The 20200-nt window shown below is 60.0% G+C and carries 23 protein-coding genes and 2 pseudogenes; 10 read left to right on the forward strand and 15 right to left on the reverse strand.

Features of this window, described 5'->3' with window-relative positions; genetic code table 11:
* The 4 genes and pseudogenes from BM186_RS26215 to BM186_RS03215 all read right to left on the reverse strand — a co-directional run.
* A pseudogene (locus tag BM186_RS26215) lies at window positions 1–359 on the reverse strand (hypothetical protein); the annotation flags it as partial.
* A 265-nt stretch (window positions 360–624) separates the two neighbouring features.
* Window positions 625–2280, reverse strand: a complete 1656-nt coding sequence (locus BM186_RS03205) for a recombinase family protein (RefSeq protein WP_074913530.1) — start codon at window positions 2278–2280, stop codon at window positions 625–627.
* Between the two features lie 45 nt (window positions 2281–2325).
* Window positions 2326–3288, reverse strand: a pseudogene (locus BM186_RS03210) (YifB family Mg chelatase-like AAA ATPase); the annotation flags it as partial.
* A 34-nt stretch (window positions 3289–3322) separates the two neighbouring features.
* Complete coding sequence (locus tag BM186_RS03215; protein ID WP_072423575.1) at window positions 3323–3583, reverse strand: accessory factor UbiK family protein; 261 nt, start codon at window positions 3581–3583, stop codon at window positions 3323–3325.
* Between the two features lie 410 nt (window positions 3584–3993).
* Here BM186_RS03215 and glnK point away from each other — a divergent pair, with 410 nt between their 5' ends.
* From glnK to sutA, 5 genes are all read left to right on the forward strand, one after another.
* Entirely contained in the window at window positions 3994–4332 is a 339-nt protein-coding gene (gene glnK / locus BM186_RS03220) for a P-II family nitrogen regulator (protein ID WP_003096476.1), read from the forward strand.
* Window positions 4333–4367: 35 nt separating this feature from the next.
* Window positions 4368–4586 (forward strand): hypothetical protein, encoded by a 219-nt coding sequence (locus tag BM186_RS03225; protein WP_072423574.1) that lies wholly within the window; start codon window positions 4368–4370, stop codon window positions 4584–4586.
* Window positions 4587–4665: 79 nt separating this feature from the next.
* Complete coding sequence (locus tag BM186_RS03230) at window positions 4666–5916, forward strand: ammonium transporter (protein WP_072423573.1); 1251 nt, start codon at window positions 4666–4668, stop codon at window positions 5914–5916.
* 98 nt (window positions 5917–6014) lie between these two features.
* Entirely contained in the window at window positions 6015–6440 is a 426-nt protein-coding gene (locus tag BM186_RS03235) for a secondary thiamine-phosphate synthase enzyme YjbQ (RefSeq protein ID WP_017678297.1), read from the forward strand.
* Window positions 6441–6517: 77 nt separating this feature from the next.
* Complete coding sequence (sutA, locus tag BM186_RS03240; protein ID WP_017678298.1) at window positions 6518–6841, forward strand: transcriptional regulator SutA; 324 nt, start codon at window positions 6518–6520, stop codon at window positions 6839–6841.
* A gap of 183 nt (window positions 6842–7024) precedes the next feature.
* On the opposite strand, the gene BM186_RS03245 is transcribed toward sutA, so the two are convergent.
* The 6 genes from BM186_RS03245 to lptM all read right to left on the reverse strand — a co-directional run bounded on the left by BM186_RS03245 (window position 7025) and on the right by lptM (window position 11794).
* Window positions 7025–7726 (reverse strand): HAD family hydrolase, encoded by a 702-nt coding sequence (locus BM186_RS03245; RefSeq protein WP_074913531.1) that lies wholly within the window; start codon window positions 7724–7726, stop codon window positions 7025–7027.
* Window positions 7723–8625, reverse strand: a complete 903-nt coding sequence (gene xerC / locus BM186_RS03250) for a tyrosine recombinase XerC (protein WP_074913532.1) — start codon at window positions 8623–8625, stop codon at window positions 7723–7725. The genes BM186_RS03245 and xerC overlap by 4 nt, the downstream gene beginning before the upstream one ends.
* 246 nt (window positions 8626–8871) lie before the next feature.
* Window positions 8872–9570: a DUF484 family protein gene (locus BM186_RS03255; RefSeq protein ID WP_017678301.1), complete on the reverse strand. Its 699-nt coding sequence runs from the start codon at window positions 9568–9570 to the stop codon at window positions 8872–8874.
* Window positions 9567–10397, reverse strand: a complete 831-nt coding sequence (gene dapF, locus BM186_RS03260; protein ID WP_074913915.1) for a diaminopimelate epimerase — start codon at window positions 10395–10397, stop codon at window positions 9567–9569. Before dapF ends, BM186_RS03255 begins: the two co-directional genes overlap by 4 nt.
* 10 nt (window positions 10398–10407) lie before the next feature.
* Window positions 10408–11655: a diaminopimelate decarboxylase gene (lysA, locus tag BM186_RS03265; RefSeq protein WP_072423570.1), complete on the reverse strand. Its 1248-nt coding sequence runs from the start codon at window positions 11653–11655 to the stop codon at window positions 10408–10410.
* Window positions 11656–11668: 13 nt separating this feature from the next.
* Window positions 11669–11794, reverse strand: a complete 126-nt coding sequence (gene lptM, locus BM186_RS03270; protein WP_017361215.1) for an LPS translocon maturation chaperone LptM — start codon at window positions 11792–11794, stop codon at window positions 11669–11671.
* Between the two features lie 181 nt (window positions 11795–11975).
* On the opposite strand from lptM, the gene BM186_RS03275 reads away from it, so the two are divergent.
* From BM186_RS03275 to BM186_RS03295, 5 genes are all read left to right on the forward strand, one after another.
* The gene (locus BM186_RS03275) at window positions 11976–13013 is read left to right on the forward strand and encodes an AraC family transcriptional regulator (RefSeq protein WP_074913533.1); all 1038 of its coding nucleotides are present in this window, start codon (window positions 11976–11978) and stop codon (window positions 13011–13013) included.
* Between the two features lie 68 nt (window positions 13014–13081).
* Window positions 13082–13414, forward strand: coding sequence for an iron donor protein CyaY (gene cyaY, locus BM186_RS03280; protein WP_017678304.1), 333 nt, complete (start codon window positions 13082–13084; stop codon window positions 13412–13414).
* Window positions 13404–13601: a DUF1289 domain-containing protein gene (locus BM186_RS03285; protein WP_017678305.1), complete on the forward strand. Its 198-nt coding sequence runs from the start codon at window positions 13404–13406 to the stop codon at window positions 13599–13601. Before cyaY ends, BM186_RS03285 begins: the two co-directional genes overlap by 11 nt.
* A gap of 118 nt (window positions 13602–13719) precedes the next feature.
* Window positions 13720–14127, forward strand: coding sequence for a nucleoside diphosphate kinase regulator (gene rnk, locus BM186_RS03290; RefSeq protein ID WP_072423567.1), 408 nt, complete (start codon window positions 13720–13722; stop codon window positions 14125–14127).
* 58 nt (window positions 14128–14185) lie between these two features.
* On the forward strand, window positions 14186–14986 hold the full coding sequence (locus BM186_RS03295) for a lipase family protein (RefSeq protein WP_072423566.1): 801 nt from the start codon (window positions 14186–14188) through the stop codon (window positions 14984–14986).
* On the opposite strand, the gene BM186_RS03300 is transcribed toward BM186_RS03295, so the two are convergent.
* The 5 genes from BM186_RS03300 to BM186_RS03320 all read right to left on the reverse strand — a co-directional run bounded on the left by BM186_RS03300 (window position 14983) and on the right by BM186_RS03320 (window position 20171).
* Complete coding sequence (locus BM186_RS03300; RefSeq protein WP_074913534.1) at window positions 14983–17841, reverse strand: class I adenylate cyclase; 2859 nt, start codon at window positions 17839–17841, stop codon at window positions 14983–14985. The two genes, BM186_RS03295 and BM186_RS03300, sit on opposite strands and share 4 nt — an antisense overlap.
* A 119-nt stretch (window positions 17842–17960) precedes the next feature.
* Window positions 17961–18215: a TIGR02647 family protein gene (locus BM186_RS03305; RefSeq protein ID WP_021487644.1), complete on the reverse strand. Its 255-nt coding sequence runs from the start codon at window positions 18213–18215 to the stop codon at window positions 17961–17963.
* Window positions 18212–19030, reverse strand: coding sequence for a substrate-binding periplasmic protein (locus tag BM186_RS03310; RefSeq protein WP_074913535.1), 819 nt, complete (start codon window positions 19028–19030; stop codon window positions 18212–18214). Before BM186_RS03310 ends, BM186_RS03305 begins: the two co-directional genes overlap by 4 nt.
* Before the next feature lie 86 nt (window positions 19031–19116).
* Window positions 19117–19392, reverse strand: coding sequence for a hypothetical protein (locus BM186_RS03315; protein ID WP_074913536.1), 276 nt, complete (start codon window positions 19390–19392; stop codon window positions 19117–19119).
* Window positions 19393–19418: 26 nt separating this feature from the next.
* Entirely contained in the window at window positions 19419–20171 is a 753-nt protein-coding gene (locus tag BM186_RS03320) for an endo alpha-1,4 polygalactosaminidase (RefSeq protein ID WP_241519874.1), read from the reverse strand.
* Window positions 20172–20200 lie beyond the last annotated feature (29 nt).

The following is a 20200-nucleotide window of genomic DNA, read 5'->3' on the forward strand; positions in this document are numbered from 1 at the left end:
AGGTATGTATTTATTTTTTTGAATGTTGTGTCAATCGACTCTAATGTTTGCCAATTTTTTTCTGGGATGGATTCATTGCTATTAAGATGCTTGGCTATTTGATTAAGATTATTGTATGGCTCTGATATTTTCTTTTCGAATGCCTCATATATCTTTTTTAAAGATTCGCTATTGATTTCAATAATCAAACCAAATCCATCTGTAATTATTTTTTCAATCAACTGCTCATAGGTTAAGCCGGTTTTAATTTTTAATTCTTGGAATGCAAGTGCAGTCTTTTCTGTTGTTCTAATTGTTATGGTAGAACCTTTACTTCTGTTTGCTTTTTTCTTCTCCTTATCTGGAAATAAATCACTCATATAATCACCTTAAATTGTTATCTTAATTTTGGCAGTCTTTCCGCTTTTATATTTTCTAAACGAAGTGCAGAAAATCGAGCAACAATGGAAGTCCACGAAGTGGCACTCCATTGTTATTGCTCGCATATAATTAGAATGCCATATAAATGTTGTATCATATATTTTAATGTTTTCAAGTGGCGTGGACTGCCATTTAAATTGATAACAAAATATTGGAAACAAAAAAGGCCACTATTTAGTGGCCTTTGGTAACTGAATAAATTAGTTAATTGAAATATTGATTTAGGTTGTCAATGCCAAATTCTTTCAAAGGGTTATGGAGTGGAAACTTTTTATTGATAACATCAACATGTATATCTTTATAGTAAATCTTGCATCTTAACATTCTGGCTTTCTGGTCGAATGAAAAACTGAAAGCAATATTGTTGCTTGTGAAGAAACTATTGATTTTTAACCTTCCGGCTTCTGTCTTATATAAATCAATTATGTCATTGTAAGAATGAACCATCAAAGAAATATTCCTTGTTGAGCTTTCAATATTAAGCTCCGCAAGCTCTCTTTCTAATGCTTCAATCTTAATTTCTGTTTCGCTGGCTTTCTTTATGAAAGCGGCTGGAATGATTCCATCTGTGAATGCTTCAAAAGATTTATTGATATTGTCTTGATAGTTCTTTTGTTCAAGCAATAAATTTTTCACATGTGAAATTTTCTTTTCAAGTTCTTTATCTTTTTCGGTACTTGTTAAAAGTTTGAACAAGGTTTTATGGAATGAGCCGACTGATGTGGTTTCATTATTCCAATCATTGGGGTTTATTGTTTCGCTGCTTGTTGTGGCAAATTTAACCAATTCTAAAAAAACACCGAAAGCCAAATCAAATCTAAAACGCGGTTGGTCGCAGCCGTTTTTTAATTCTTTTCTGGTGAAGCATTGGAAATATGGATAAACAACGCCTTTGGGGTTTGTTTGCTTTTCAAATAGCATTGAGGCATTGCAATTACTGCATTTAATTGAGTGCCTGAAAATATTCAAACTACCTACGGTTTGATTTCCATAATGTTTGCGGTGTGCTCTATTTTTCATTGAAGCAACTGCTTCATTGAATAACTCAAATGAAACTATTTGAGGGTAATAATTTTCAATATATCGTTCAAACACCTTCTTTTTATTTTCGTCTCTTCTTTGAGCCATATAAGAGCCGAGAACATATTTGGTGTCTAAAAGATGTTTAATGTTGCGGTTTGTCCATTTTCGCTTTGAATATTCATTTACCTTTTTAATAGTCAATGAAACGCCAACATATTTAAGGCTTTCAAATATGTCTCTAATTTCTTGGGCTTCTTCTTCTACGATTTCAAAGCGGCTTTCTTCTTTATTAAATGAAATGCCATAAGGCGGATTGTGACCGTTAAAAATTTCCTTTTCTTCATCTGCTAATTTTTTGGCTCTATTCCAAGCAGATTTACGACGAACAGATTTAGTTTTGCTTTCTTCGTGTGCTCGCTGAGCAATCACGGAAAGCATAATATCTTGTTCCATACCATCTTTGGCACGGCTATACATCTGACCATCTATTGTGGTCACAAGCGTCACGCCACGGTCTAAAATCGTATAAACAAGGTCTTTTGATAACCTCATTTTTTGCCGAGACAATCGGTCAATTGACTCAACAAAGACAAAATCACCATCTTGGATTTTTTGACTAATAATTAAGTCGATAAGGTCTTTGAGCTTTCCTTTGTTTTTATTTGAGCCATCAAAGCCAGATATGCCGGTATCACTGAAAATATTTTCAGTCCTTAGCTCGATACCTTGCTGCTTTGTGATGGCCTGAATTGAAGCCATTTGACGGTCTACCGAGTCCCTACCGGCTTCGCCCTGGGCTTTTGATGAGTAGCGTATATAGGCGTATGCGGTAGGCATTCCGGGCTTCCTGCTGAGATCTTAGGAAGTGTGAGAATACCACCTGCCAGTCTCCAGCGGTTCTCGCAGCACCTCCAGCACTTTCCTATCGAATTCCGGCAGCTCATCAAGGAACAGGATACCCATATGGGCCAAGGTTATTTCGCCAGGCTGCGGGCGACTGCCACCCCCCACCAATGCCGGCCCGGAGGCACTGTGGTGCGGCGTGCGAAAGGGGCGCTGCGGCCAGTGCTGCAGCGGCAGATGGCTGGCTACCGAATGGATGGCGGCGACCTGTAGCGCCTCGCTTTCGTCCAGCGGTGGCAGCAAGCCGGGCAGGCGGCTGGCCAGCAGCGTCTTGCCGGTACCGGGTGGGCCGCTGAGCAGCAGGTTATGCGATCCCGCGGCAGCCACCAGCAGCGCACGCTTGGCGGCCAACTGGCCCTGCACTTCGGCCAGATCCGGATAGGGCAGGCTCTGCCTGAGCAGACCCTGGGCTGCATAGGGTTCGAGAGGAGCACTGCCGTTGAGGTGCGCGGCGATCTGCAGCAGGTGCTCGACGGCGATTACCTTCAGCCCCGAGGCCAGGCTGGCCTCTTCGGCATTGGCCTGTGGCACCAAGAGGGTGCGCCCGGCTGCGCGCGCGGCCAGGGCGGCCGGCAATACGCCCTGCACGGGGCGCACCGCGCCTGACAGTGCCAGTTCGCCCAGGCATTCGCATTCATCCAGGGATTGAGCCGGCACCTGCCCGCTGGCCGCGAGAATCCCCAGGGCGATGGCGAGATCGAAACGGCCGCCGTCTTTCGGTAAATCGGCGGGCGCGAGGTTCAAGGTGATGCGTTTGCTGGGGAATTCGAAGGCGGCATTGAGGATGGCGCTGCGCACGCGATCCTTGCTCTCCTTGACTGCTGTCTCCGGCAGGCCCACCAGCGTCAGGGAGGGTAGGCCGTTGGCCAGGTGCGCTTCGACGGTGACGGCCGGTGCTTCGACGCCGACCTGGGCGCGGCTGTGGACGATGGCCAGGGACATGATCTCTCCTTGATCAGTCCACCTTCCTGTGGGATCAGTCGGTGGATGGGTTCAGCTTGGCTTCCAGTTCGGCGACCTTTGCTTCCAGCGCCTCGAGGCGGGCGCGGGTGCGGGCCAGGACTACCATCTGGCTGTCGAATTCGTCACGGCTGACCAGATCGAGCTTGCTGAAACCGCTCTGTAGCAGGGCTTTGAACTGCGCTTCCAGTTCGGCGCGAGGCAGCGGGCTGTCGCCGCTGAAAAGACGCGAGGCGTGGCTACTGAGAGTGTCGAGCAAGGCTTTCGGCGGCAGCATGATCAGGTTCCGTAAACAGACGGTCGGCAGTGTAGCACGCAGCCAGCGGCGGGGCGGTCTAGCACTGCTTGCACGATTTTTGAGCATTGCTCAATGTGTCGATGCACCAAGTTTGTGCGTTGCATTCGACGTGAATGACCGGTCACCGTGGCTGGAAGCTGTTAAAGGCCTGATAGATAGCGCTTTTGCGTGAGCTGGCAAGCTTTCTGCTTAGACCCCAGCGACGCATGCACCGATGCAGTTCTGGTGCTGCAGGCGAAGCGGGGGAGTGCTTCGTCGGGAGCGGTTGGTGGGTATCGACCACGCCAGGCTGGAGCGGTCGATGCATTACAAAAGCCAGACACTGCGCTTAGACTTGAGCCGGGTTCGCAATTCCTGGGGCAAGTCCACCTTACACGGGAGAAAGTTTCATGAAGCTAGTCACTGCCATCATCAAGCCGTTCAAGCTGGACGACGTGCGCGAGTCGCTGTCGGAGATCGGCGTGCAGGGCATTACCGTCACCGAGGTCAAGGGCTTCGGCCGCCAGAAAGGCCATACCGAGCTGTATCGTGGTGCCGAGTATGTGGTCGACTTCCTGCCCAAGGTGAAGATCGACGTGGCCATCGCTGACGATCAGCTCGATCGCGTGATTGAGGCCATCACCAAGGCCGCCAACACCGGCAAGATCGGTGACGGCAAGATTTTCGTAGTCAACCTGGAACAGGCGATTCGTATCCGTACCGGCGAAACCGATACCGACGCGATCTAACAAGCCTCCGAACCCCACGCCCCAGGAGTAAACCCATGACTCTGCGAACTTTCGCAGGGCTAGGAGCCCTTTTGTCCTCGAATTCTGGCTTTACGCTGTTTTCGAGGGCCAAAGCCGGAGCTGGCGATGTCTTCGCCGCTCTGCTGTGTCAGACCCTCTTTGGTCTTGCGCTCGGCCTAGTGATGGGAATGCCTGGTCGCCTCACGGCGCAAGGGGTTCCGGTGATCCAGAGCGAGCGTGGCAACGACCTGTAAGCATGCGGAACGCGTCCTGAGCCAACCTGGACGTTTCAACCGAACAGCGCACAACAAAAGCGCCGGCAAGAGGTGAAAAATGGATAACACAGCATTGACTGCATTGCAGTACGGCTTCGATACCTTCTACTTTCTGATCTGTGGTGCCCTGGTGATGTGGATGGCAGCGGGTTTTGCCATGCTCGAATCCGGCCTGGTGCGTGCCAAGAACACCACCGAGATTCTGACCAAGAACGTGGCGCTCTATGCCGTGGCCAGCGTCATGTACCTGGTGATTGGCTACCACATCATGTACTCCAGCCCGGAAGGCGGCATCCTGCCGAGCCTGGGCTTCCTGATCGGTGACGAAAACAGCGTCGACTCGGTACTTGCCGGTGGCGACGATGCACCTTACTACTCGGCGCGTTCGGACTTCTTCTTCCAGGTGGTGTTCGCCGCGACCTGCATGTCGATCGTGTCCGGTGCCGTTGCAGAGCGCATGAAGCTGTGGGCCTTCCTGGCTTTCGCCGTGGTCATGACCGGCTTCATCTACCCGGTTCAGGGTTTCTGGAAATGGGGCTCGGGCTTCCTCAACGAAGCTGGCTTCCTCGACTTCGCCGGTTCCGGCGTGGTTCACATGGCCGGTGCCGCCGCTGCTCTGGCTGGTGTTCTGCTGCTCGGTGCGCGTAAAGGCAAATACGGCGCCAATGGCCAAGTCAACGCCATCCCGGGTGCCAACCTGCCGCTGGCGACGCTCGGCACCTTCATCCTGTGGATGGGCTGGTTCGGCTTCAACGGCGGCTCGCAGCTGAAGATGAGCACCATCGAAGATGCCAACGCCGTTGCCCAGGTGTTCGTCAACACCAACATGGCAGCCGCCGGTGGCCTGATTGCCGCGCTGATCGTTGCCCGCATCCTGTTCGGCAAGGCTGACCTGACCATGGCGCTCAACGGTGCCCTGGCTGGCCTGGTGGCCATCACCGCGGAACCGCTGACCCCGAGCGGCCTGCAGGCGACTCTGATTGGCGGCGTGGGTGGTGTGCTGGTGGTGTTCGCCATCCTCGGTCTGGACAAGGTCAAGATCGACGATCCGGTTGGTGCCATCTCCGTACACGGTGTGGTCGGCATCTGGGGTCTGCTGGCTGTTTGCCTGACCAACAGCGATGCTTCGCTGGGTGCTCAGTTGCTGGGTATCGGCAGTATCTTCGCCTGGGTCTTCATCGCCAGCCTGATCGTCTGGAGCATCATCAAGGCGGTGATCGGTCTGCGCGTCAGCGAAGAAGAAGAATACGAAGGTGTGGATATCGCCGAGTGCGGTATGGAGGCCTACCCGGAATTCACCAACAAGTGATCCTCCGGTAAATCGCAAAGGGCGCCTTCGGGCGCCCTTTGTTTTTTCTGGCAGCACGCTAGAATGCGCGCGCTGGAGCCATCGAGAGTGAGAGCGGCATGTGGCAGCAACGCATCATCAGCCTGCGTCCGCGTGAGCGCGGTTTTCATCTGGTGACCGAGGAAGTGCTGGCAGCATTGCCGGAACTGGCGCAGGTACGTGTTGGTCTGTTGCATCTGTGGCTGCAGCACACCTCGGCATCGCTGACGGTCAACGAGAACGCCGATCCCGCGGTACGCCGCGATTTCGAGCGCTTCTTCAACCGTCTGGTGCCGCAGGGGGAGGCGGGCTACGAGCACGATTACGAAGGGCCGGATGATTTGCCGGCGCACTTCAAGGGCAGTCTGCTGGGCTTTCAGCTACAGCTGCCGATACAGCAGGGACGGCTGGCACTTGGTACCTGGCAGGGGATCTACCTTGGTGAGCATCGCGATCATGGCGGTGCTCGGCGAGTGGTGGCGACCTTGCATGGTGAGGCTATTTGAATTTTTTCCGGTCGAGCGGTGTACATCGCGCGACTGGGCTATAACTAACCTGCTTTTCGCAAGTCATGAGGTTGAACATGAGCGACGAAGACCTGGAACAAGACGATCTGGACGGGGCTGACGAGGACGATGGTGAGGAGCTGGCTGCTGCCGATGACGGCGACAGCGGTGACGATGAAGGCGATGGTGCGGTTGTAGCCAGCGGCAAGAAGAGCAAGGCCAAAGCCGTTGAAGTCGATGAGCTGCCCAGCATCGAAGCCAAGCAGAAGGAGCGCGATGCCCTGGCGCGTGCCATGGAAGAGTTTCTCTCCCGTGGTGGCAAGGTGCAGGAGGTGGAGCCCAATGTGGTCGCCGACCCACCCAAGAAGCCCGACAGCAAATACGGCAGCCGCCCCATCTGAGGACGGCTAGCTACAAGGAACCCGCCCCTGTGGCGGGTTTTTTGTTGCCCATATCCCCGGTGGCACCCCTCGAGGCTTGCGCGCAAAAAAACGCTGCCGACGTCGATGGCGCGGCATAGGGTGCGCCGTGCGCACCGATGTCGTGCGTGGCTCGAGCCTAGACGCGCCGCGACGCCGTGCGGGTCAGCGCGTCCAGCTGCCCAGCAGTGCCGGTAGTTCGGCCAGGCTGACGATCTGCGCGTCCGGGGTCGTTTCACCCTCCCAGGACCGCCCTTGCGGGTTGAACCAGATCGCACGCATCCCGGCTGCCTGGGCGCCGGCAATGTCGTCACTGGGGTGATCGCCGATGTGCACGGCGCGCTCGGCCGCCACGCCGCCTGCGCGGCTGAGCGCTTCACGGAAGGGTTTCGGGTCCGGCTTGCCGATGCCCAGTTCTTCGGCACAGAGGGCGAACTGGAAGTAGTCCGACAGACCCAGGCGACGCACGTCGGCATTGCCATTGGTGATCACCCCGAGCATGAAGCGCTCGGCCAGGGCCTCCAGCGTCGGATGTACCTCGGTGAACAGTTCGACTTGATGGCGGGCGCTGAGAAAGACCTGGAATCCCGCTTCGGCCAGCGTCTGCGCTTCGCCGTACGGGTAGCCGGCGTCTTCCAGTGCATGGAACAGAATGCGCCGGCGCAACTCGCTGAGGCGATGCTTGAGCATCGGCTCGGCGTCGAGCAGACGGCTGCGGACCGCCCACAGATGCTCGACCGGCACTGCGCCCAGGCGCGGTGCATGCAGGGCCAGCCAATTGCGCAGGGCGGCTTCGGCATCCTGCATCACCGGAGTGACGTCCCACAGGGTGTCGTCGAGGTCGAAGGTGATCAGTTCAATGCTCATTCGGAACCGCCTTTGCGCTTGGCGCGTGGATGGGCCTGGTCATAGACACTGGCCAGGTGCTGGAAGTCCAGGTGGGTGTAGATCTGCGTGGTGGCGATATCGGCATGGCCAAGCAGCTCCTGTACCGCGCGTAGATCCTGCGAGGATTCCAGCATATGACTGGCGAAGCTGTGGCGCAGCATGTGTGGATGCAGGTGCTGGCCCAGCTCGCGCACGCCGGCCTGGCGCACGCGCAGTTGCACAGCGCGTGGCCCCAGGCGTCGGCCCTGCTGGCTGATGAATACGGCACCGTCGCCAGGGTTGGCCAGCTTGCGCAGTGGCAGCCAGTGTTCCAGTGCCTGTCGCGCCATGCTGCCGACCGGCAATTCGCGCACCTTGTTGCCCTTGCCGCGCACGCGTACCAGACCGGCGGGCAGGTCCAGGCCGTCGAGGTCGAGTCCGACCAGCTCGGACAGGCGCAGGCCCGAGGAATAGAACAGCTCGAGCATGGCCTGATCGCGGCGGGCGATGAAGTCGTCCTCGACTGCGCCGTCGAGCAGTTGCGCGCTGCGGTCGGCGTCCAGGGTGCGGGGAAGGCGGCGCTCGCGTTTTGGCGGGCTCAGGCCGGTCGCCGGATCGTGACGGCACAGGCCTTCACGCAACAGATATTGATAGAGGCTGCGGGTGGCCGAGAGCAGGCGCGCCAGGCTGCGGCTTGCCAGGCCCTGCTGATGCAGGCGGGCAACCAGGCGGCGCAGGTTACGTGTGTCCAGCCCGGTCCAGTCGCTCAGGCCTTCGGCTTCGCAGAATGTCCGCACCTTGTTGAGGTCGCGCCAATAGCCGTCGAGGGTATGCGTCGACACTTGGCGCTCGCGGCGCAGGTGTTCGATGTATGCGTCGAGGTGGGCTTCAAGTGTCACGTGGCGGGTTCCGAGCGGGCCAATGGTGGATGAGCTTCGTCATCCACCCTACACGACCTAGCAGGCCGTTGAAAAACTACCTACATTGCCATTGCTGCGTTAAAAACAGCCTCGCGTGCGAGCCCAGTCAAAATGCTCATTTACAACACGTAAAGTCGGACGCGACCCCGGTCGTTTTTCGGCTGTTTTTGCGGGGCCGCCATCGGTATTGCACTGGCTGCCTCGCCTACGTTTTTCAACAGCCTGCTAGCGTACCGAACGCAGCGGTGTGGAGAAACCGGGCACGACACGTGCCAGTACTTCGGCGATGTAGCCGAGGAACAAGGTGCCGAGCGAACTCTTGTAGTGCTGCGGGTCGGCGCTGCCGATGGCGAGAATGCCATGCAGGCCCTGATGGTTGAGGCTGACCACGGCGGCGGAGCCGACTTGCGCCGCGTCTTCCTTGCCGAAGAGAAACTCCAGCTCGTGCGGGCGCAATACGCCGCAGATGGTCTTGCCGCCGCTGAGCAGGCCGCCGACCTGTTGATGCGCCTCGGCCGAGCTGACCGAGCGACCGACCGGCAGCTTGTTGTCGCTGAACAGGATCAGGCCGACGAAGGGCACCTGGAATTCATGGCGCAGGCTGTCTTCGACCACACCGACCACTTCCTCGAGGCTGCCGGCATCGAGCAGGTCCAGCACCAGGCGGCGGGTCTTGTCGAACAGGCGGTCGTTGTCGCGCGCCACGTCCATCAACTGGCCAAGGCGGTGGCGCATCTCGATGTTGCGCTCGCGCAGCAGCTTGACCTGGCGTTCTACCAGCGACACGGCGTTGCCGGGCTGGTGCGGAATACGCAGCTCGGGGATCAGTTCTTCATGGTCGATGAAGAACTCCGGGTGCAGACGCAGATAGGCCGCGACCGTTTCCGAATCGAGCGGTTTGGGCGAATCCTGCTGGTCGGTCATAGGCGAACCTGTCCTTCGTATACGCGGGCAGCGGGCCCGGTCATCATAACCGGCTGACCTTCGCCTGCCCATTCGATGGACAGTTTGCCGCCTGGCAGTTCCAGTTGCACGGGCGAATCCATCCAGCCCTGGCGAATTGCCGCAACGGCCGCCGCGCAGGCCCCGGTGCCGCAGGCCAGGGTTTCGCCGGCACCACGCTCCCACACGCGCAGGCGCGCACGCTGACGATCCTGTACCTGCAAAAAGCCGACGTTGACCCGCTGCGGGAAGCGCGGATGGTGTTCCAGTTTCGGCCCAAGCGTGTGCACCGGCGCGTCATCGACGCTATCGACGCGCAGCACCGCATGCGGATTGCCCATCGACAGCGCGGCCAGCTCTACGCTCTGGCCCTCGACGTCGACGCGATAGGTCAGCGCGGCCTGGTCGGCCTGGAACGGCACCTGTTCCGGCTGCAGGCGCGGTGTGCCCATGTTGACGCAGACCTGGCCATCGTTCTGCACGCGCAGCTCGATGATGCCGCTCTTGGTCTCGACGCGAATGACCTTCTTGGTGGTCAGGCGCTTGTCCAGCACGAAGCGGGCGAAGCAGCGCGCGCCGTTGCCGCACTGCTCAACTTCCGAGCCGTCGGAGTTGAAAATGCGGTAACGGAAGTCGACATCCGGGTGACTCGGCGGCTCGACGATCAGCAGTTGGTCGAAACCGACACCGATGTGGCGGTCGCCCCATTGTTTGGCATGCTTGGGTTGCACGTGGGCGTGCTGACTGATCAGGTCGAGGACCATGAAGTCATTGCCCAGGCCGTGCATCTTGGTAAAGCGCAATAGCATGACGTCGCCCTCAGGCCGGCAGCAGGCTTTCGCCGGCATAGAGCTCTTGGACTGTCTCGCGACGACGCACTTCATAAGCCTGCTCGCCATCTACCAGCACCTCGGCGGCGCGGCCGCGGGTGTTGTAGTTGGAGCTCATGACGAAGCCATAGGCGCCCGCCGAACGCACGGCCAGCAGGTCACCCTCGGCCAGCACCAGCTGACGATCCTTGGCCAGGAAGTCGCCGGTCTCGCAGATCGGTCCGACCAGGTCGTAGTTACGCGACTCGCCTTCACGCGGCTGCACCGGCGACACGTCCATCCATGCCTGATACAGGGCGGGGCGGATCAGGTCGTTCATCGCCGCATCGACAATGGCGAAGTCCTTGTGCTCGGTGTGCTTGAGGTATTCCACCTGAGTCAGCAGTACGCCGGCGTTGGCGACGATGAAGCGGCCCGGTTCGAATACCAGGCCCAGGTCGCGACCTTGCAGGCGTTTGCGCACGGCGGTGATGTAGTCGCCGGCCAGCGGCGGCTGCTCGTCGCGGTACTGCACGCCAAGGCCACCACCGAGGTCCAGATGTTTGATGGTGATACCGCGTGCGGCCAGTTTGTCGACCAGCAGCAACAGGCGATCCAGGGCATCGAGGAAGGGTTCGAGAGTGGTCAACTGCGAACCGATATGGCAGTCGACGCCGATCACTTCCAGGTTCGGCAGCTCGGCAGCGCGGGCATAGACCGCCTCGGCCTGCTCGATGTCGATGCCGAACTTGTTTTCCTTGAGGCCGGTGGAAATATACGGGTGGGTGCCGGCGTCCACGTCCGGATTGACCCGCAGCGAGACGGGCGCTTTGACGCCAAGCTCGGCAGCGACCTTCTGCAGGCGCTCCAGCTCGACGTTGGACTCGACGTTGAAGCAGTGCACGCCGACTTCCAGCGCGCGGCGCATGTCGTCGCGGCTCTTGCCAACGCCGGAGAAGACGATGCGACTCGGCTCGCCACCGGCGGCCAGTACGCGCTCCAGCTCACCGCTGGAAACGATGTCGAAGCCGGCGCCGAGGCGTGCCAGCACGTTCAGCACGCCGATGTTGGAGTTGGCCTTGACCGCGAAGCAGACCAGGTGCGGCATGCCGGCCAGGGCATCGGCATAGGCGCGGTACTGCCCTTCGATATGGGCGCGGGAATAGACGTAGGTGGGCGTGCCGAAGCGCTGGGCCAGCGCGGACAAGGCAACGCCTTCCGCGAACAGCTCGCCGTCGCGGTAGTTGAAGGCTTCCATGGGGCAGCTCCTGTCAGAGTTCGAAACGGTCTCGGCTGTTGCCGGCGTTGTCGTCGCCCGGCAGATACAGCGGGCCTTTCTGACCGCAGCCAGCCAGCAGGCAAACGGCGGCGAGGAGCGCGAGGGTCAGTCGCTTCATGGGACAGTCCTTGAAAATAAGCGTGAATTGCGCCGGAGTATACCGACCCCCTGCCACCTTGCCTATGCGCCCGGCGCCCGCCTGGCGGGGCGCTGGCTCGATTTGCGTCTGCATCTGGCGTGTGTGCCGAAGGCATTCGTGCCGGCTTGGGTTAGCATGCGGCGAGTAACGAGGAGCCTCGATGGACAATCCCGCGATTCTGGCCGGCTCGGTCTCGGTGGCCTACCTGCAAGGCTTGATCGAACACCTGCAGCGCCACGGGGTGGCGGCCGACGCGCTGCTCGCCCATGCCCAGCTCAGCCCTGAAGCCCTGAGCCAGCGCGATCAGCGTATCGCGGCCAGTGCCTACCTGACGCTGCTGGGCGAAGGCGTGCGCCTGACCGGTGACCCTAATCTGGGCCTGCATCTGGGGGAATCGGTGCGGCCGGGTTATTACGGCGTGCTCGGTTACCTGATCATGAGCTGCGCAACTCTGGCCGACGCGCTGCACCGCCAGGCGCGCTATGCCTCGCTGGTTGGCAACCTGGGGCTGGTGGTGCTCGACGACGAGCCCGCTCGGCCCGACAGCGAGCCGCTGGTCGCCCACAGCTGGCAGCCGTTGCTGGCGCAGCAGCAGCGCCAGCTGAGTGAAGAAACCCTGGCCGGCTGGGTCAGTTTCGGACGCTGGATCAGCGGCCTGGATATCGCGCCGACCGAGGTGCGCTTCCAGCATCCGGCGCCGGCGGATACCTCTGAGCACGCGCGCATCTTTCGCTGCCCGGCGCTGTTCGAGCAACCCGACAATGCCCTGATCTTTCCCAAACGTTTGCTCGCGGCGCCGCTGAACCAGGCCGACGCCCAGGTGCGTGGCATGCTCGATGCCTACGCCGATCGCCTGCTGGCCGAGCTCAATCAGGGCAACAGCGTGCTTGATCGCGCGCGCCTGGAGCTGGCGCGCCAGTTGCCGGAGCAGGGGCCTGATCTGGAGGCCATCGCCGCTGCCCTGGCGCTGAGCCCGAGGACCTTGCAACGGCGCTTGCGTGAGGGCGGGCTGTCGTTCAGCCAATTGGTCGACGAAACCCGCCAGCAATTGGTGCTGCACTACCTGCGAGATCCCGCACTGGAGCTGGCGGAAATCGCCTTTCTGGTCGGTTTCAGCGAGCCGGGTTCGCTGGCGCGCGCATTTCGTCGCTGGACGGGAACGAGTCCGGGCGAGTACCGTCGCCACCTTTGCGCCTAGGCCGCTAGCCTGGTCTTGCGTTTTCGCCTAATTTTTCTGCAGTCGCTGCATCTAGTGAGGACACCCCGATGAGCCTGAGCGAAGCCCGCTTTCACGACCTGGTCGATGCCACCCAGCAGGCGGTGGAGGACATCTTCGACGACAGCGGTCTGGACGTCGATCTGGAAAACAGCGCCGGTGTGCTGACGGTGCGTTTCGATAATGGCAGCCAGCTGATCTTCAGCCGTCAGGAGCCGATTCGCCAGCTGTGGCTGGCCGCGCGCTCCGGTGGCTTCCACTTCGACTACGACGAGGCCGACGGCCGCTGGATCTGCGATACCAGCGACGAACAGCTGGGTGAAATGCTGGTACGAATCACGCTCGAGCAGTCGGGCGCCGAGCTGGAGTTCGATGAGCTCTGAGCCGAACGTGGCGCCGCTGGCTTCGCCGTGCCGGCGCCAGTGTTGCCTCGACGAGCATGAGCAATGCCTCGGTTGCGGTCGTACCCTGCAGGAGATTCTCGACTGGGGTGCGGCCGATAACGCGCGGCGCCGCTTGATCTGCCAGGCCGCCGAGCAGCGGTTGCGTGAGCGCAAACGGGCGCACTGACCCGGCGGTCTTGTTTATTTGTCCGGCTGTGTTAGGGTCGACAGAACATTCAGCTGAACCCCGCCTTCGGGCGGGGTTTTGCTTTTTTACGGTTTACGCAAGGAGTCCGCCCGGCATCATGAACAGTTCACCGACCATCACCATTACTCGCCTCGATCTGCAGCGTCTGGAGCGCCTGCTCGACAGCCTGGACGAGTTCGGTCCTGGCGCCCAGGCGCTGCAGGCTGAGCTGGATCGCGCCGACGTGGTGGGGCACGACGAGGTGCCGGCTGGTGTGGTGACCATGAATTCGCGCGTGCACTGCCGCGAGGAGAGCAGTGGCAAGGACTATCACCTGACCCTGGTCTACCCGCAGGATGCCGGTGGCGAAGGCAAGGTCAGCATCCTCGCGCCAGTGGGCAGCGCCTTGCTCGGTCTGTCCGTCGGCCAGCATATCGACTGGCCGGCGCCGGGCGGCAAGCAGCTCAAATTGACCCTGCTGGAAGTCGAATACCAACCGGAAGCAGCAGGCGAATACGACCGCTGACGCCTTTCTCTAGGCTGGGCTAGAGTGAGGTTTCCGCTAATGGCAAGGAGGCCTCGCCATGCCGAGTCTGCCGCTGTATTTCCCGCCGTCCTACCAGCTGTCGCGCGCCTTGCTTTGCGCCGAGCTGCTGATGGCCGCCTACGGCCAGTACGAGCAATGGCTGGCGCAGCAGTGCCCGCGCACGCCCGAGCGCTTTCATTGGCAACAGCCTGATCTGGAGGGCTGGCAGCTTTCCGCGCCAATCTGGAGCGTGCTCAGCGATTGGCATGTGTTCAATGAATCCGAGCCCTTCGGCTTCGCCGCGCGGGATCCGCAGGGTGATTGCTATCTGGTGTTTCGCGGCACCGAGTCGGTGCAAGACTGGCTCGATGACGTCGACCTGGATCAGCGCGATTACCCCTGGCAGGCTGGGGCGGGTCTGGTGCACGACGGCTTTCTGAAACTCTACACCTCGTTGCGTGACCAGGCTCTGCTGGCACTGGACGGCTTGCAGCCGCAGGCGCGGCTCTGGGCCTGTGGTCACAGCCTGGGCAGCACCCTGAGTACGCTGGTGGTGCCGGATCTGCTGCAGCGCTGGCCTGCATTGCCGCTGCAGCATTACAACTTTGCCAGCCCGCGTCTGGCGTCCCCGGCGTTCGCCAGCTACTACAACGGGCTGGCCGTGCCGACTTACCGGTTGGTCAACGACAGCGACCTGGTGCCCGAGGTGCCACCGGCGGACAGTGATCGCTGGTTCTATCAGCACCTGGGCTTGCCGGTGACCTTCACCGCCAGTTACGGAGGTGTCGCCGCCAACCACAGCATGGGCGGCTGCTACCTCTATGCACTGAACAATCCGGATGCGCCGATGAAGGGCTAGACCTGCTGCAGCGCCATATTGAGGGCATCTTCCAGCCCGCTCTTGTAGTGCAGGTAATGCACCGTTTGCGCCTGTTGCCCGGCCAGCACGGCGGACAGGTCGAGGTCGGTGATGTAGCAGGGATAGCGTTCGCCGCCGGCACGCTGGGCGAGGATGTGCTGCGCCACGGCGCGATACAGCTCGCGGCCGTACTCCAGCTCTGAGAATTCGCGATGGTTGCAGTACAGGGTAACGTGGCGCTGGCGACCGTCGCCAGGCTCGACGATGGCCTGCACATCGTAGAACGGGTGGCTGACCTGCGCCTCGGGCGCCGGTCTGCGCTCAAGGCGCTGAGCGCGTAATGGCGCCGCCGGCAGCAGTTGGTAGTAGAGAATTTCCAGGGGCGGCTGGTTGTCGGCGCCATCGAGCGGCAGCATGGCATTGCGCCGATAAAGCAATGACTGCAGGAAACGGTGGATCGGCGTCAGCAGGCTCTGCTCATCGCGAAATGGCAGGCGCCGGCGCCAGAGTGCATTGCGTTCATCGAGCAGGGTCAGTTCCGCTTCGCCGCTGGTTTCGTGCAGGCGATAGAACACCTGGATGCACTGTGGGCGGCCCATGGGCAGGATCAGCGCGAGGTCGTCGCCATCGAGGGCATGGCGGTCCAGGTGCAGGGGGCTGTAGAGCTCCTGCTCGGCGCCGAGGTGCTCCAGCAGTGCTGGCAGATCACCCAGAGCAGTGTGGCTGACCTGGCCGGGTGTCAGCTGCAACACGTGGTAATGCTGGCGTACCTGCACCAGATAGCGTGACTGGCGACCTTCGGCATAGGTGTCGAGCAGGTCGCGCAGCAACTCGTCGACGCGTTCGGCAATCGGCTGGGCGCGATTACGACAGTAGCAGCGCACCTGTACCTGGGGTTGCGGGCCGCCGATCGGCAAGCTGTTGAGCAGATCGCGCAGGCAGTCGAGCAGGGCGTCGGTGCCGTCATGGCGGCTGACCTGCAGTTCGTTCCAGCTGTTGAGCACCACCTGATCGAGGGTCAATACCAGGTTCTCGCGCACCCCCGAATAGCCCAGCGCATCGGTGCGCCCGGTGGTCATGTGCACGTTCATCTGGCTGTGCTGCCTGAGCGGGTCAACCCCGACATTGACCAGCAATAGCACCTGGCTGGGGATGCTGGCGCGCAACAGGGCGGCCTCTTCGACGCTGGGCTGCGGCAAGGGGAAGCTTTGCTGCAGGCTGGCGATCAGGTTGGACAGTTCGAAATCGGTCAGGTCGCTGGCGCCCGGATGCAGCGACAGGCGCGTGCTGCTGTCGATCACGCCGTTGCGATGGCACCAGGCGAGCAGTTCGATCAGTTCGCGCGAGCGCTTGAGAGGGGCGAAATCACTCCACTCCTGGGCGCCCAGGCTGCCGTTGAACAGTGCCCACTGGTATTCGTTGGGCGCCTCAGGGCTGGGGTGCTGGACCAGGGTCAGAGTGTCTTCGGCCAGGTCCGGGGCGATACCGGGGTTGATGTACTCCACCTTGCCGGCCTTGCGTTCGAAGGCTGCATACAGGCGCCGGCCCAGCACGTTGAGGTCACGGTTGTTCAGTGAACTGCCGGTTTCGGCACTGCGGGCGAACTGCGAGAGGAAGCGGTAGCTGTAGGTCAGCTCGTTGACCAGCACGCGGCGCTCGGCGGCGACCTGGCGCACCTTCCACTGGCTGCGACTGTCGAGCACGTTGAGCTGGCGGCTGTGCCAGCCCCATTCAGCAGTCAGGCGCTCAAGCAGTAGGCGCTGCCAGCTTTTGGCGCGGCCGCGCGTCGGTGGGCGGCTGACCTTCTTGTTGACCTTCAGGTACAGGCAGCGGCGAATCAGCTCCAGCCTTTCCTGGTCGCCGCGCGCGCTCAGATACTCTTCCAGGCGACGGTAGACGACGATGTAGGGGTCGAGTTCGTCGAGGTCCAGGCGGCCTTCGAACACCGCCCGCTTGAAACGCAGCGCCAGGCACTCGACCTTGGGATGCTCGCTGGCGTAGACCTCAGTCAGCAGCAGTTTGAGTACCGACTTGTAGGGCGACTCGATGCCCTTGTACAGCTGCCACATGCCGGCGCCGATGAACTCTTCCGGTGGGATATGCGCCAGGTTACCGAGGTCCAGTACGTCCTCGGCGCGTACGAAGCGCTTGCTCAGCAGGGTGCGGCAGTAGTCGTGGTAGCGCGTTTCCTCGTAGACCGGCACCAGCCACCAGAGTGGCGTACGACCGCCTAGCCAGATGGCGGTGCGGTAGAACTCGTCAAGCAGCAGATAATGCTGGGTGGTGCCGCAATCATCGGAGGTCAGTTGCGCCTCACGCGCGCCCTGGGTGAAGCGCTGCGGGTCGACCAGAAAGACATGCACTTCGGCGCCCTGGGTGGCGGCCCAGCTTTCCAGTTGGTCGCACTTTTTGCGCAGATCCTGCAGTTCCTGCGCCGTGAGGTTGGGCGAGTGGCACAGCCACAGGTCCATATCGCTCTGCTCGGCCTGCGCCACGGTGCCCAGGCTACCCATCAGGAACAGCCCATGCAGCGGCGCGGCGCCCTGGCCACGACGTGGCTTGTAGACGAACGAGCGGGTCAGGCGCTGGACTTCGGCGAGGCTGGCATCATCCGGCTCGAAGCCGCTGAGGCCGGCCGGTGTGCTGGCCGAGACATAGCCAGGTAGCAGTGGATGATTGACGTGCAGCAGCAATGGCAACAGCTTGAGGACCAGTTGCTGACGTGTGGACAGCGCCTCCATGGCCCGCTGCAGGCGGCCCTGATTGATCTGCAGAAAGCGCGCGCGCAATTGCGCCAGCACCTTGCGGTCGATGCCGTCATCGATATCGGGGCGTATTTCCTGCGTGCGCGTCATGCTCGAACTCTACTGCAGATGCGGCAAGCCTATCAGCGGCAGGCTCGCCAGTGCAGTGCCTTTGACGCTATATCGCCCGCCGCGCCTTTCCCTGAAGGGTGGCCGGCGGGCAACCGAGATTAAGCGGAGGTGGTCTGACGGGTCGAGAGAATGGTCAACAGGGCTTGCGCATGCTCGGCGGCATCGATGCCCAGGCTGGTCAGATAGCCGCCGTCGGCTTGGCTCACCAGGCCTTTTTCGTGAAGACGGGTGATGGCGCCTTGCGCCTTGAATGAGGCGTTGTTGTGCACCTTTAGCCCCTCCTGATGATTGTCCAGGTTGTACAGGGCGAGGATTTCCAGCTCGTCGATCAGGTCAGCGGTGAATGACTTCATGGTGACTCCGTCTTGTTGTTATGGCGCTCTTGCAGTGTAGAGCCATGTGCCGAGCTCTGCCCATCGCTGAGCTGCCAGTTGGCAAGAATTCGTTGATAGGTGCCATCCTGCTTGATCTGTCGCATGCCTGCGTCGAAGTCTCGCAGCAAGGCAGCAGCCCGTGGGTGGTGGCGGGAGAAGGTCAAGTAGAGTCGCGGGCGATGTACCCTGGTTAGCGCCTTGAATTGGCCGACCAGTTCGGGGTTGTCGCGCAGCAGTGCGTCGGTGGTGCCGCGAAAGGCGATGACGTAGTCCACGCGCCCGCGCTGCAGCATGCGAAAGCCATTGATATCGCGTCGCACCGCAATGCGCTGAATATCTGCATAGCTGTCGAAGTACTCGCCGTAGGTATAGCCGATGGTGACCGCCACGCGTTTGCCACGGATGGCGTCCAGGTCATCTATTGCCGCGTCCCCTGCATGGCCCCAGAGCAGAATGTCGTCGCTGAACAGCACCTCCTGCGGTAACAGGAACTCCGCACGGATGTGCGCATCAGGCGTGGTGTTGAAGCAGCCTGCCAGGCTGCCTGAACGCGCCAGCTCCATGCAGCGCGAATAGGGATAGGGCGTCAGCTCGACGGATGTGTCGCTGGCATTGAAAGCGGCGCGGACTATGTCTGCCGACATGCCCTCGATCCTGTCATTGCGCAAAGCTGTGTAGGGGTACCAGTCATCCTCGGCACCAATACGCGGCGTTTCGGCTCGAGCAATGCACGCTCCGCTCAAGCAGAGCGTGAAGACAAGCAGAGCGAGAGTTCGAGTCGACTGACAGGCCATCGAAGACGGTGCCTTCTTGGTCGGAGTTGGCAGTGACAGTAGCAATCTGCTTGCCAGTCCGGCCAGTGGCCTGGATCAATCCTTGCTCAGTTTTCTTCCGGCAGCTCCGGCAGGGCGCGCAGGGCCTGCTCATACCAGGCGCCATCGAAGGGACGATCCTCGCGCAGCATGGCGTCGACTTCATGGGCCAGGACCAGCGCCATCAGCTCGAGGATCTCTTCGCGCTCGTAACCGACCAGCGTCAGCTTGTTGTAAACCGCCTTGGCTGCAGCGGGCTCAACGCTTTCCAGCTGGTTTTCGATGGCCTGAATCAGGGTGGCTTCGGCGAAGTCTTCGTCTTCTTGCTCGTTGTTTTGACTCATGGTTCCTCTCGTGTTCAGGCCCTGGCTCAGTCGCAGGGGACGCCAACGCCTTTCAGGCTGACTTTGAAGAATTGCAGACGAAAGCCGGAGTTCGCGGCTCGACGGCAAAGACTCGTATTGAGGGTGCGGTACTCGGCGATGAAGATCGGTTTGCCCTGGTTGCGCATGTGACTGTAACCGTCGCATTCGTTGTAGCGATAGCAGCTCTCGTTGATGGCAAAGTCGAAGTAGTCGCCAAGCTCAGGCAGCAGTTCCACGGCATTCTTCAGGCCGATGCTCAGGTCGCGGCTGTGCGCCTCGCTGGCCAGCCAGCGGTTGAAGTCTATTTGCTCGGCTTCCGTCAGGCTCAGGCCATTGTCATTGCTGTAGCCGTCCACGTTGTCCGGATCGACAGCGTCGCAGCCCTTGTCGACGGCCAGGTCCAGGCGTTTGGCCAGCAGTTGGCGTACATCGTCACGGCGATAGTCGAGCCAACGCTCGCCAGGCCAATCAGGCAATGCTTTGCCCAGCGCCGCCGTGGGGTAAGCCTGAGCGTCGCTGCGCCAGTCTTCCCAGGTGCCCGCGCTGAAATAGCAGATGACGATACGGCCTCCCGCCTTGAGATTGGTGATGGTTTGCTTGGGCGTGTCGTACAGGTCGATGTCATAGACCAGGCGATTGGGTGTTTGCAGTTTGCCATCGAGCTGCATATGCCAGGAGGCATTGGCGGGAATGGTGATCGGTGTAGCCGCTGTCAGTGCCGGGGCGATAACGCTGAGCAGTGCAAGGAGTGTGCGCATGATGGTCCGGGGCAGGTGGAGGTGTAATT

The organism is Ectopseudomonas toyotomiensis, assembly GCF_900115695.1.
GTDB classification, from domain to species: Bacteria; Pseudomonadota; Gammaproteobacteria; order Pseudomonadales; family Pseudomonadaceae; genus Aquipseudomonas; species Aquipseudomonas toyotomiensis.

What these genes read in the sequence shown, in the direction of transcription:
- lysA (WP_072423570.1), bottom strand. Translation starts at nt 11,655, where the DNA reads ATGGAAGCCTTCAACTACCGCGACGGCGAGCTGTTCGCGGAAGGCGTT.
- rnk (WP_072423567.1), top strand. Translation starts at nt 13,720, where the DNA reads ATGAACAGTTCACCGACCATCACCATTACTCGCCTCGATCTGCAGCGT.
- dapF (WP_074913915.1), bottom strand. Translation starts at nt 10,397, where the DNA reads ATGCTATTGCGCTTTACCAAGATGCACGGCCTGGGCAATGACTTCATG.
- BM186_RS03255 (WP_017678301.1), bottom strand. Translation starts at nt 9,570, where the DNA reads ATGACCGACCAGCAGGATTCGCCCAAACCGCTCGATTCGGAAACGGTC.
- BM186_RS03215 (WP_072423575.1), bottom strand. Translation starts at nt 3,583, where the DNA reads ATGCTGCCGCCGAAAGCCTTGCTCGACACTCTCAGTAGCCACGCCTCG.
- BM186_RS03295 (WP_072423566.1), top strand. Translation starts at nt 14,186, where the DNA reads ATGCCGAGTCTGCCGCTGTATTTCCCGCCGTCCTACCAGCTGTCGCGC.
- BM186_RS03235 (WP_017678297.1), top strand. Translation starts at nt 6,015, where the DNA reads ATGTGGCAGCAACGCATCATCAGCCTGCGTCCGCGTGAGCGCGGTTTT.
- cyaY (WP_017678304.1), top strand. Translation starts at nt 13,082, where the DNA reads ATGAGCCTGAGCGAAGCCCGCTTTCACGACCTGGTCGATGCCACCCAG.
- BM186_RS03310 (WP_074913535.1), bottom strand. Translation starts at nt 19,030, where the DNA reads ATGGCCTGTCAGTCGACTCGAACTCTCGCTCTGCTTGTCTTCACGCTC.
- BM186_RS03300 (WP_074913534.1), bottom strand. Translation starts at nt 17,841, where the DNA reads ATGACGCGCACGCAGGAAATACGCCCCGATATCGATGACGGCATCGAC.
- lptM (WP_017361215.1), bottom strand. Translation starts at nt 11,794, where the DNA reads ATGAAGCGACTGACCCTCGCGCTCCTCGCCGCCGTTTGCCTGCTGGCT.
- BM186_RS03225 (WP_072423574.1), top strand. Translation starts at nt 4,368, where the DNA reads ATGACTCTGCGAACTTTCGCAGGGCTAGGAGCCCTTTTGTCCTCGAAT.
- BM186_RS03320 (WP_241519874.1), bottom strand. Translation starts at nt 20,171, where the DNA reads ATGCGCACACTCCTTGCACTGCTCAGCGTTATCGCCCCGGCACTGACA.
- BM186_RS03305 (WP_021487644.1), bottom strand. Translation starts at nt 18,215, where the DNA reads ATGAAGTCATTCACCGCTGACCTGATCGACGAGCTGGAAATCCTCGCC.
- BM186_RS03245 (WP_074913531.1), bottom strand. Translation starts at nt 7,726, where the DNA reads ATGAGCATTGAACTGATCACCTTCGACCTCGACGACACCCTGTGGGAC.
- BM186_RS03285 (WP_017678305.1), top strand. Translation starts at nt 13,404, where the DNA reads ATGAGCTCTGAGCCGAACGTGGCGCCGCTGGCTTCGCCGTGCCGGCGC.
- glnK (WP_003096476.1), top strand. Translation starts at nt 3,994, where the DNA reads ATGAAGCTAGTCACTGCCATCATCAAGCCGTTCAAGCTGGACGACGTG.
- BM186_RS03230 (WP_072423573.1), top strand. Translation starts at nt 4,666, where the DNA reads ATGGATAACACAGCATTGACTGCATTGCAGTACGGCTTCGATACCTTC.
- BM186_RS03205 (WP_074913530.1), bottom strand. Translation starts at nt 2,280, where the DNA reads ATGCCTACCGCATACGCCTATATACGCTACTCATCAAAAGCCCAGGGC.
- BM186_RS03275 (WP_074913533.1), top strand. Translation starts at nt 11,976, where the DNA reads ATGGACAATCCCGCGATTCTGGCCGGCTCGGTCTCGGTGGCCTACCTG.
- sutA (WP_017678298.1), top strand. Translation starts at nt 6,518, where the DNA reads ATGAGCGACGAAGACCTGGAACAAGACGATCTGGACGGGGCTGACGAG.
- BM186_RS03315 (WP_074913536.1), bottom strand. Translation starts at nt 19,392, where the DNA reads ATGAGTCAAAACAACGAGCAAGAAGACGAAGACTTCGCCGAAGCCACC.